Source organism: Mesorhizobium sp. M7A.F.Ca.AU.001.01.1.1 (genome assembly GCF_004022735.1).
GTDB classification, from domain to species: Bacteria; Pseudomonadota; Alphaproteobacteria; order Rhizobiales; family Rhizobiaceae; genus Mesorhizobium; species Mesorhizobium ciceri.
The window spans coordinates 1-10,098 of sequence record NZ_RZPF01000164.1 but is presented as its reverse complement, the minus strand read 5'-3'; the positions used below and the strand labels follow the sequence as shown (position 1 = coordinate 10,098).

Here is a 10,098-nt window from a genome sequence, read left to right as displayed (position 1 = left end):
CTCGTATCCAGAGGGTGATCCATGCGCGCATGCGCTCGAACCTGTTGTCGGGCCTGCGCGGCCTCGCCTCGCCCGGAGATGCCGACGACATCGCGCTTGGCGTCACCGCGCTGATCGACGGGCTTTGGTTGCGGCTCGGCCTGCAGCCGGGCAGCGTGTCGCGCGAACAGGCTGTCCGCCAGGTCAAGAATTATGTCGCGGGACGGCTGGCTTTGGGGGAGCTTGCGACCGCCGGCGCTTAAACCAGCCTCGGCCGGCCTGCCGGGTGGCGGCGGTCGAAGTTCATACCGTGGGATTGGCTGACGGCTTGACCTTGGCCGCCACTATACGGTGCTCTCGACGACGCAGAAATCTCGGAGCATCCGATGAGACTTCACAAAAAGCGCGCGCTGGTTACCGGCGGGTCGGACGGTATCGGCCTGGCGATCGCCGAGGCCTTTTCGCGCGAGGGCGCCGACGTCCTGATCGTCGGCCGTGACACCAAAAAGCTCGACACTGCCGCCAAGCAGCTCGGCGGCACTATCGAGACGCTGTCGGCCGATCTTGCCACCTCGGCCGGCATCGCGGCCGTCGGCGAGCACGTCAAAGAATCCGGCAGGCCGCTCGACATTCTCGTCAACAATGCCGGGGTGGCTTTCCTGGTGCCGTTCGAGACCGTCAGCGAGGCGCAGTTCCAGCAATCCTTCGCGCTCAATGTGACGGCGGTGTTCTTCCTCACCCAGGGTCTGCTGCCGCATCTGGCGGCCGGCGCGTCGGTGATCAACGTCTCGTCCTATTTCGCCAACAAGATGATCCCGAAGCGGCCGTCGAGCCTCTATTCCCTGTCAAAGGGCGCGTTGAACTCGCTGACCAAATCGCTGGCCTTCGAACTCGGCCCGCGCGGCATCCGCGTCAACGCCATCGCGCCGGGCACTGTCGACACCGCCATGCGACGCAAGACCGTCGACAATTTGCCGGCCGAGGCAAAGGCCGAGCTGAAAGCCTATGTCGAGCGCAGCTATCCGCTTGGCAGAATCGGCCGCCCCGACGATCTGGCGGGCATCGCAGTGTACCTCGCTAGCGACGAGGCGGCCTGGACCAGCGGCGGGGTCTTCTCCGTCGACGGTGGTTATACTGCGGGCTGATCCGTCCGGGCGCCACGCCAAGCGCCGACATTTTCTGCGACGCCACTTTCTACAAATCCAAGTACGCCTACCGCCTCCAGGACCTGATCGCGAACCCAGCGATGGGGTGGCTCGTCGTCGTGGCGCGCGTGCCAGTACATCCTGATTTCCGGAACAGCAATGGGAAGCGGTGGTTCAAAGATGACGAGCGGCAGGGTCTCGGCCGCCCAAACCGCGAACTGCCTGGGCACCGCCGACAGGTGGTTTCCATTTGCCACGGCTAATGCGACAGCCTGAAAGTGCGGCAGGGTCAGGCTTACACGGCGCGTTCGCCCGATCTTGCGGAGCGCCTCGTCGGTGGAGCCCGACATCGAGCCGTCGATAGAACGAAGAATATGGGGCAGTTCGCAGAAGAGGTCGATCGGCAGAGTCTTGCCTTCCATGATTCCCGCCTGCCTGATCGCAGCGTTGTCGTGCGCGGCGATGATGGCGAATGGTGAATGGAACAGAGGCGTGCTTGAGACCCAGTCGGAGACCTCCAGCGGACGCTCGAGCGCTACGTCGATTTCATCCTCCTGGAGCAGCCGCGAGACATCGCCGCGCGCGCTATCGAGAAACCTTAGCGACGCGCGCGGCGCGGCGCCAGCGATGCGTGCCGCCAGCGCTGGCATCAGCATCATGGAAAAGAAATCCGCCCCCATGAACGTGAAGGTTCGCTCCAGTTCCGCCGGATCGAACGCCTTGGCCGAATGGAAGACGCGTTCGATCTCGCGAAGCGCCACGCGCAACGGCTCGGCCATGCTCTCGGCGCGCGGTGTCGGCATCATGTCATTGCCCCGTCGCACGAACAGCTGGTCGTTGAGGAGATGTCGCAAGCGATTGAGCGCAGCGCTGACGGCAGGCTGGCTGAGGCCGATCTGCTCGCCGGCACGCGTAACGCTTCTCTCCCGCAGAAGGGCGTCGAACACCTTGATGAGATTGAGGTCGAGCGCGTTCAAATTCATCGCATCAATTCGCCCCATACGATCATTCGATTTCCGTTGTCGGCGTATCCCTGGCTAGATCGTCATCGGCCCAGCAGGCACAGGCAACAGAAGGATCAGACACGCCATGACAATGACCCCCGGCACGATCACAGGCAAGGAACTCTTCTGGTTCAACAACACGCTCGTCGCGATCCACGTCTCGTCGATAGCAGGAGAGGACGGCACCTGCGTCGTCGAGCATCACATGCCCTATGGCGACTCGCCACCGCTGCATGCGCATCGCAGGGAAGACGAAGTGTTTCACATCCTGGAGGGGAGATTGCGCTTTCAGATCGACGGCCACGAACGCATTGCGGACGCCGGCGAAACCGTCATCGCACCGAAAGGCCTGCCGCACACCTACCGGGTCGAATCCCCGGAAGGTGCGCGCACCCTCACCATCACGCGCGGTTCGGATTTTGAGACGATGCTGCGTCAGGCGAGCCGTCCCGCCGAACAGCCCGAACTGCCGCCGCTGATGGAACCAACACCGGAAATCATCGCGGCACTGGTGCAGCTTTGCGCAAAAAACGGCATCGACATTGTCGGTCCGCCGCTGGGGTGAGAGGCCGAAACTGCGCAGTCCTTCCCTTCTCCCCTTTGTGGGAGAAGGAGAGACGCGCCGCGCCTTCAACCGATTTGCATCCTCGCCGCCCGCATTCTCCGCTTGAAGCCGTTTGTGCAACGCGATACGCCGTTGCCGACTTCGACAAGGAGAGACCCGTGACCGCTGCAAAGACCAGAACCGAAACCGACACGTTCGGTCCCATCGAAGTCGCCGCCGACCGGTATTGGGGCGCGCAGGCGCAGCGTTCGCTCGGCAATTTCAAGATCGGCTGGGAAAAGCAGCCGGCGTCGATCGTGCGCGCATTGGGCATCGTCAAGCGGGCGGCGGCCGAAGCCAACATGGAGCTCAAGCGGCTCGATCCGGCGATCGGCAAGACGATTGTCGAGGCAGCGCAAGAGGTCATCGACGGCAAGCTCGATGAGCATTTCCCGCTGGTGGTCTGGCAGACCGGTTCGGGCACCCAGTCCAACATGAACGCCAATGAGGTGATCTCCAACCGGGCGATTGAGATGCTGGGCGGTGTCATGGGCTCCAAGAAGCCGGTGCATCCCAACGATCACGTCAATATGAGCCAATCGTCGAACGACACCTATCCGACAGCCATGCACATCGCCTGCGCCGAACGCATCGTGCACGATCTGTTGCCGGCACTGAAGCACCTGCACAAGGCACTCGCCGCCAAGAGCAGAGAGTTCAATCACATCATCAAGATCGGCCGCACGCACACGCAGGATGCCACCCCCCTTACGCTTGGCCAGGAATTTTCGGGCTATGCCGCGCAGGTCGCTTCGTCGATCAAGCGCATCGAGCTGACGTTGCCCGGCTTGCAGGAACTGGCGCAGGGCGGCACCGCCGTCGGCACCGGCCTCAACGCGCCGGTCGGCTTCGCCGAAAGGGTCGCGGATCGCATCGCCTCCATCACCGGCATCGCCTTCGTCACCGCGCCGAACAAGTTCGAGGCGCTGGCGGCCCATGATTCCATGGTGTTTTCGCACGGCGCCATCAACGCGGCGGCCGCCGCGCTATTCAAGATCGCCAACGACATCCGCTTCCTCGGCTCAGGCCCGCGCTCGGGCCTCGGCGAACTGTCGCTGCCGGAAAACGAACCGGGCTCGTCGATCATGCCGGGCAAGGTCAACCCGACCCAGTGCGAGGCGCTGACGCAGGTCTGCGTACAGGTGTTCGGCAACAATGCGGCGCTCACCTTCGCCGGCAGCCAGGGTCATTTCGAGCTCAATGTCTACAATCCGCTGATGGCCTACAACTTCCTGCAGTCGGTGAAGTTGCTCTGCGACGCCTCGGTCTCCTTCACCGACAATTGCGTCGTCGGCATCGAGGCCCGCGAAGACAACATCAAGGCGGCACTCGACCGCTCGCTGATGCTGGTGACGGCGCTGGCGCCGACCATCGGCTACGACAATGCCGCCAAGATCGCCAAGACCGCGCACAAGAAGGGCACCACTTTGCGCGAGGAAGCGCTCGCCACCGGGCTGGTCAGCGAAGCCGATTACGACCGGCTGGTGCGGCCGGAGGATATGACGCATCCGGGGTAGGCAATTCCAGGAAAAGTGTCTGCGGTTTTCGGTCCGGAATTGCGTCAACCAAAAGCCCGGTATTTCGTGAGGGGAGAATTTACTCCCGTCACGACCTCACCCGAAGCGAATTTTGCGCAGGCCGCCCGATCACGGAAACGTAAGTACTGTGAACAATGTGTCGCCAGTCTGGTGGCTTTGGTGAACAGTCGGTTTGCTCTATCTCCCCGGCATCAACCCATCCCGGAGAGCCACCATGTCCACCAACATTTCAGTCGCCGGTTCCGGCGCATCCAATGCCTCGACCACCATCCTCCTCGGCCGCGTCCTGCTCGCGGTCATCTTCCTGCTTTCAGGTTTCGGAAAGCTCACCGCCATTAGCGGAACAGCGGGCTATTTCGGCAGCCTCGGCCTGCCCTTGCCGACCGTAACGGCCACCGTCGTCGGCCTGATCGAGCTTCTCGGCGGCCTCGCCATCCTCGTCGGCTTCAAGACCCGGATTGTCGCCTGGGTGCTGGCGGTCTTCACGGTCGCTACCGGTTTGGTCGCCCATACCGGTTGGGCCGACCAGATGCAGATGATCCAGTTTCTCAAGAACCTCGCCATTGCGGGCGGCTTCCTCGTGCTGGCTTCCTCGGGCGCCGGTGCCTATTCGATCGACGCCAAGCGCGGCTGAGCCAAGACCCGGCAATAGCCGAACAAGAAAGCGGCGCGGAATTTTCCGCGCCGCTTTTTCGTTGTTGGTGCATGACCGCCGATCTGTCGGCCGGAGTTTCTGATAGGATCGGGGCTATCGGGACGAGGCCGGCCGGCGGCCGACAACGGAGGTGAACATGCCCCGCAACGCGCTGCTCCTGCTCTCCCGGCTGCTGCTCGCCGCCCTGTTCGTGCCTTCCGGTTTCCATGCATTGAGCGACATCGCCGGCACCACAGGCTATTTCGCCGGCCTCGGCCTGCCGCTGCCGACACTTGCTGCCTGGGGCACGGGACTGTTCGAACTGATCGCCGGGCTGCTCATCCTGGTCGGTTTCCAGACCCGGATCATAGCGCTTCTGCTCGCTGCCTTCTGTATCGTCGCCGGCTTCATCGGCCATTATGGCCAGGGCGGCGGCGACGCGATGCTCGCCTTCCTGCACCAGCAGATGCTGATGAAGGACATTGCGATATCAGGTGGGTTTGTAGCGCTGGCGATGGCCGGCGCCGGCGCATGGTCGATCGACGGGCGCGGCGCGGTTTGATATTTTTGCGTAGATGGGCCCGAGCTGATCGACCCCACTCCGTCTCGGCTTCGTCGAGTCACCTCTCCCCTGATCGACGGGGTAGAGGAAGGCCGCGAGCCTATTGCCGCCAACGCTCTTCCAACGAGGCTCCCTTCCTTTCCCTCCGGAGGGGGGAAAGGTGGCGCTGCAAAGCAGCGACGGATTGGGGGAAGCCGGTCATCAAAGGCGAAGCCGCCGGCGAAGTACGACCGGCAGGTCTCCGCTTAAGTCAGATAAGACACGGGTCTGCTAGCAGCTAGCGCCTTATTTCACTGACATGCTGGGGCCACCCTCGACGGCCAGCACCAGCCGGCGGTTGGTGATCCTGGCCAGCTGCGCCAGGCGCCCGGCCGGCCGCTCGCCATAGAGATCGGCCAGCGATGCCGGCAAGACCAGCGCCAGCACGCCGTTGGCGCGCTGTTCCCATTTCAGCCTGGGCATGATGCCGGGCATCGACGCCGTCAGCAGGTAGACGACGCGCATCATCGCGGCGAGGACGCGGGCGCGCTCCAGATAACGCGGCGATGCCAGAGCCTTGATCTCGGGGGCGATGGCTTCGTTGAAGATGCCGTCGTGACGATAGGCGTTGGCCATCGCCAGGAAAGCACGGCCAGGATGGTCGACGCCGAAGAAGGACGCGTGCGCAATGATGTTGAGCGATTGCTTGCCGCGGTATTCGGGATGCGCGCGCCAGCCGATGTCCGCCAGCAATGCGGCCGCGTGGCGGTAGCGCGCCTCGTCCTCGGTCTCGTCGATGCCGAAGGCGGCAAAGGTCTTGGCGGTCCAGTCGACAAGTTCATGCGCATGGGTGACGGAGCGCGAGCGCAGGCGGGCGAGTTCCTCCGAGGCCGAAATCAGCGGATCGGCCTTCCGCTCGGCCTCGTCGAGCAGCGAATAGAGAAAGCCTTCGCGCACGCCAAGCGCCGAGACGATGATCTTCGACGGCTGCATCGCCGCCATGATCTCCTGCAGCACGATGGCGCCATAGGGCAGCAGCGAACGGCGGTTCTTCGAAACGCCTTCGATGCCCTTGACCTTCTCGATCTCGGCCTTGGCCACCTGCTTGAGGAAGTTCGCCGCGCTTTCGGCCGATATCTCGTAATGGTGCATGACGCCAAGCGGATAGTTGGTCATTTCCATGTGCAGCCGGGCAAGATTTCGCCAGGTGCCGCCGACGGCGTAGAAGGGCCTGCCCTGCCCGCCTTTCAACAGCTTGGCCTTCGCCAGTTCGTCACGCGCGATCCTGGCCGCCTGGGTCAGCGAGTTCTTCGCCATGTCCTGCAGGCGCAGGCCGCCCAGCGGCAGCGTGATGCCGTCGCCGATCGCCTCGCCGCTGACATCGACCAGTTCGAGGCTGCCGCCGCCCAGATCGCCGGCGATGCCATCGGCCGGATGGAAACCGGAAATGACGCCGAGCGCGGAATAGTACGCTTCCTGACGACCGCTGATCACTCGGATCTCGGTCTTCAGCACATCCTCGGCGCGGTGGATGAAATCGGGGCCGTTGACCGCCTCGCGGGCCGCCGCGGTCGCCAGCACATACATCTGCTCGGCGCCCGCCTGGTCGGAAAGCGCACGAAAGCGGCGGAACTCTTCCATCGAGCGCGTTACCGCCTCGGGGTCGAGCTTGCCCGTCGAAACGATGCCGCGGCCGAGACCGGCCAGCATCTTTTCGTTGAACAGCATGGTCGGCGAGCGCGCCAGCCCCTCATAGACGACGAGACGGATCGAGTTCGATCCGATGTCGATGATGGACAGCGGTCGGCGGTCCTGCAGCCGGCCCTGAGAATCAGACAGCATCAGCCGGACGCTGCAGCGTTCTTCTTGCGGCGCTTGAACTGCGCGATGCGCTTGGGCGCATGCGACTTCAGCGCGTCACCCCGTCCCGACAGGCTCGGATTGGTCATGAAATATTCCTGCGCGTTGAACGGTTCCTCGCCCTCCTCCAGCACGACGCGCCGGGAGGTTCCATCAGCCAATACGTCGAAACTTTGCTGATTGTCCATAATGTTGCCCAGCATGATCTGGCCAAGGATCTGTTCATGCACAGTTGGATTGGTGATCGGCACCATGGTTTCGACGCGGCGGTCGAGATTGCGCGGCATCAGGTCGGCCGAGGAGATGTAGACGATCGCCTCGTCCGACGGCAGGCCGAAACCATTGCCGAAACAATAGATGCGGCTGTGCTCGAGAAAACGGCCGACGATCGATTTTACGCGGATGTTTTCCGACAGGCCCGGAACCTGCGGCCGCAGGCAGCAGATGCCGCGCACGACAAGGTCGATCTCGACGCCGGCGCGGCTGGCATCGTAGAGCGCGTCGATGATGATCGGATCGACGAGGGCGTTCATCTTCATCCAGATGCGCGCCGGTTTGCCTTGCACCGCGTAGGCAATCTCGTCGGCAATGTGCTTCAGGATGCGGCTTCTCAGCGTGAACGGCGAGATCGCCAACCGCATTTCGTCCGTCGGCTCGGCATAGCCGGTGATGAAATTGAACAGCTGGGCGACATCGCGGGCAATCGTCGGATCTGTGGTGAAGAAGGACAGGTCGGTGTAGATGCGTGCGGTGACCGGATGGTAGTTGCCGGTGCCGAGGTGCACGTAATTGCGCAGCTTGCCGTCCTCGCGCCGCACCACCAGCGACATTTTCGCATGTGTCTTCAGTTCGAGAAATCCGAACACCACCTGCACGCCGGCCCGCTCCAGGTCGCGCGCCCAGCGGATGTTGGCTTCCTCGTCGAAACGCGCCTTGAGCTCGACCAGCGCGGTGACCGACTTGCCGGCCTCGGCCGCGTCGACCAGCGCGCGCACGATCGGGCTGTCGTTGGAGGTGCGGTAAAGCGTCTGCTTGATCGCCACCACCTCCGGATCGGCCATTGCCTGGCGCAGGAACTGCACCACCACATCGAAGGATTCGTAAGGGTGATGGACGACGATGTCCTTCTCGCGGATGGCGGCGAAACAATCGCCGCCATGCTCGCGGATGCGCTCGGGAAAACGCGGATTGTAGGGCGTGAATTTCAGGTCGTCGCGGGGAACGGCGACGATCTCGGAAATCTGGCTGAGCGCCAATGGACCGGTCAAGACGCTGATGCGGCTGGACGACACGCCAAGCTCGCCGGCGACGAAATCGCGCAATTCGCCAGGCATCAGCCTGTCGAATTCGATGCGGATCACCGATCCGCGCCGACGCCGCTTCAGCGCCGTTTCGAACAGGCGCACGAGGTCCTCGGACTCCTCCTCGACCTCGATATCGCTGTCACGGATGATGCGGAACGTGCCGGAGCCCTTGACCTCGTAGCCGGGGAAGAGCTTGCCGATATAGAGGCCGACAGCCTCTTCCAGCGGGATGAAGCGGACATGATGCTTGCGGTCCGGCAGACGGATGAAGCGCTTCAGCGCCACCGGCAGGCGCAGCAGCGCGCTCATCTCCTCGCCATTCTTGCGATGGCGCAATTGCAGCGCCATCGAGAAGCCGAGATTGGGGATGAACGGGAACGGATGCGCCGGGTCGATCGACAGCGGGGTCAGCACCGGGAAAACCTGTTCCTGGAAATGGTCTTCCAGCCAGATTTTCTCGTCCTTGGTCAGCGCATCGCGGGTGATGCTCTCGATGCCTTCCTTGTTGAGCAGCACGGTGAGCGCCGAAAGGCTCTTCTGCTGGTCTTCCTGCAGCCGCTCGACCTCACGCAGCAGCTGTTCGAGCTGCTGTTCGGGGGTGCGGCCGTCGGGGCTCTTCAGCGTGATGCCCTCGCGCACCTGGCCGGCAAGACCGGCGACTCGGACCATGAAGAACTCGTCGAGATTGGCGGCCGAGATCGACAGGAAGCGGACGCGCTCCAGCAGCGGATGATTGAGGTTCAGCGACTCCTCGAGAACGCGCCGGTTGAACTGCAGCCAGGAAAACTCGCGGTTGACAAACCGGTCCGGGTTGCCGCCTTCCGGGCGAGCCACCTCGACATCCACGAATTCGTTCTGCACCGGCTTCAGTTCGTTCATGATTCCCGCTCTTCCACACCCGCTCAAGCCGGCTAGCCAGTCACTCTAGCGACCCATGGTCCCTCCCGGAAACCGAAATCGGTTTTCGGGCCATGGGTTAACCGGCTTAACTTATCCTCTGACAGGCTTTTGCGACAGTTTGATTTCATCGAACTTGCAAAGAGGCCTGATATGATCCAGATGCAGACGAGACTGCGTTAAGGAGACGACGATGGCAGGCGGTTCCATTCCCCATTTTCAGAACGATGCGGGCTATCCGGCAATCGACATCGGCGTGAAGGAATTCATGTGCACGGGCGCCAATCCGCCTTTCGACCACCCGCATGTGTTTCTGGACATGGGCGACGACAATGAAAAAGTCTGTCCCTATTGCTCGACGCTCTACCGCTATTCGCCGAAGCTGAAGGCGACGGAAACGCTGCCGGCCGGATGCATCTACATCGAACAGGCCGCCTGAGACTTTCGCGACCAGCCCGATGAACGACACGCGTTCCCGGCAAATTGTCGTCGCCGGGGCCGGTGTCGCCGGATTGACCGCAGCCCTTGCATTCGCCTCGCGCGGCTACGCGGTTCGGGTGTTCGAACAGGCGCAGCGCCTGGAAGCTGCCGG

The 10,098-nt window shown here is 62.9% G+C and carries 11 protein-coding genes; 8 read left to right on the top strand and 3 right to left on the bottom strand.

The features are described from left to right. Both EN884_RS12755 and EN884_RS12750 read left to right on the top strand, forming a co-directional pair. Positions 1 to 242, top strand: a 242-nt coding sequence (locus tag EN884_RS12755) for a TetR family transcriptional regulator C-terminal domain-containing protein (RefSeq protein ID WP_206617587.1), incomplete at its 5' end; no start/stop codon positions are given. Positions 243 to 365: 123 nt separating this feature from the next. Next, the gene (locus EN884_RS12750; RefSeq protein ID WP_013532409.1) at positions 366 to 1,124 is read left to right on the top strand and encodes an SDR family oxidoreductase; all 759 of its coding nucleotides are present in this window, start codon (positions 366 to 368) and stop codon (positions 1,122 to 1,124) included. Here EN884_RS12750 and EN884_RS12745 read toward each other — a convergent pair. Further along, on the bottom strand, positions 1,109 to 2,107 hold the full coding sequence (locus EN884_RS12745; protein WP_013532410.1) for a LysR family transcriptional regulator: 999 nt from the start codon (positions 2,105 to 2,107) through the stop codon (positions 1,109 to 1,111). The two genes, EN884_RS12750 and EN884_RS12745, sit on opposite strands and share 16 nt — an antisense overlap. Before the next feature lie 106 nt (positions 2,108 to 2,213). Here EN884_RS12745 and EN884_RS12740 point away from each other — a divergent pair, with 106 nt between their 5' ends. From EN884_RS12740 to EN884_RS12725, 4 genes are all read left to right on the top strand, one after another. Continuing rightward, positions 2,214 to 2,693 carry a cupin domain-containing protein gene (locus tag EN884_RS12740; RefSeq protein WP_013532411.1) on the top strand — a complete coding sequence of 160 codons (480 nt, stop codon included), beginning with the start codon at positions 2,214 to 2,216 and terminating at the stop codon, positions 2,691 to 2,693. Positions 2,694 to 2,851: 158 nt separating this feature from the next. Next, positions 2,852 to 4,249 (top strand): class II fumarate hydratase, encoded by a 1,398-nt coding sequence (gene fumC / locus EN884_RS12735; RefSeq protein WP_013532412.1) that lies wholly within the window; start codon positions 2,852 to 2,854, stop codon positions 4,247 to 4,249. A 235-nt stretch (positions 4,250 to 4,484) separates the two neighbouring features. Further along, a complete protein-coding gene (locus EN884_RS12730; RefSeq protein ID WP_013532413.1) occupies positions 4,485 to 4,904 on the top strand; it encodes a DoxX family protein in 420 nt (139 codons plus the stop codon). Positions 4,905 to 5,061: 157 nt separating this feature from the next. Beyond that, on the top strand, positions 5,062 to 5,466 hold the full coding sequence (locus tag EN884_RS12725) for a DoxX family protein (RefSeq protein WP_013532414.1): 405 nt from the start codon (positions 5,062 to 5,064) through the stop codon (positions 5,464 to 5,466). Positions 5,467 to 5,751: 285 nt separating this feature from the next. Here EN884_RS12725 and ppx read toward each other — a convergent pair whose 3' ends face one another. Both ppx and EN884_RS12715 read right to left on the bottom strand, forming a co-directional pair. Continuing rightward, complete coding sequence (ppx, locus tag EN884_RS12720; protein ID WP_013532415.1) at positions 5,752 to 7,287, bottom strand: exopolyphosphatase; 1,536 nt, start codon at positions 7,285 to 7,287, stop codon at positions 5,752 to 5,754. Continuing rightward, positions 7,287 to 9,488 (bottom strand): RNA degradosome polyphosphate kinase, encoded by a 2,202-nt coding sequence (locus tag EN884_RS12715; protein WP_013532416.1) that lies wholly within the window; start codon positions 9,486 to 9,488, stop codon positions 7,287 to 7,289. The genes ppx and EN884_RS12715 overlap by 1 nt, the downstream gene beginning before the upstream one ends. 211 nt (positions 9,489 to 9,699) lie before the next feature. Here EN884_RS12715 and EN884_RS12710 point away from each other — a divergent pair, with 211 nt between their 5' ends. Together EN884_RS12710 and EN884_RS12705 are read left to right on the top strand one after the other, a co-directional pair. Then, positions 9,700 to 9,945: a zinc-finger domain-containing protein gene (locus tag EN884_RS12710; RefSeq protein WP_013532417.1), complete on the top strand. Its 246-nt coding sequence runs from the start codon at positions 9,700 to 9,702 to the stop codon at positions 9,943 to 9,945. Between the two features lie 19 nt (positions 9,946 to 9,964). Beyond that, the coding region (locus tag EN884_RS12705; RefSeq protein ID WP_128360568.1) for an FAD-binding protein at positions 9,965 to 10,098 on the top strand (134 nt) is incomplete at its 3' end.

Coding starts and splice junctions, on each gene's coding strand:
- ppx (WP_013532415.1), bottom strand. CDS start 7,287: ATGCTGTCTGATTCTCAGGGCCGGCTGCAGGACCGCCGACCGCTGTCC.
- EN884_RS12745 (WP_013532410.1), bottom strand. CDS start 2,107: ATGAATTTGAACGCGCTCGACCTCAATCTCATCAAGGTGTTCGACGCC.
- EN884_RS12710 (WP_013532417.1), top strand. CDS start 9,700: ATGGCAGGCGGTTCCATTCCCCATTTTCAGAACGATGCGGGCTATCCG.
- EN884_RS12740 (WP_013532411.1), top strand. CDS start 2,214: ATGACAATGACCCCCGGCACGATCACAGGCAAGGAACTCTTCTGGTTC.
- EN884_RS12715 (WP_013532416.1), bottom strand. CDS start 9,488: ATGAACGAACTGAAGCCGGTGCAGAACGAATTCGTGGATGTCGAGGTG.
- EN884_RS12730 (WP_013532413.1), top strand. CDS start 4,485: ATGTCCACCAACATTTCAGTCGCCGGTTCCGGCGCATCCAATGCCTCG.
- EN884_RS12750 (WP_013532409.1), top strand. CDS start 366: ATGAGACTTCACAAAAAGCGCGCGCTGGTTACCGGCGGGTCGGACGGT.
- EN884_RS12725 (WP_013532414.1), top strand. CDS start 5,062: ATGCCCCGCAACGCGCTGCTCCTGCTCTCCCGGCTGCTGCTCGCCGCC.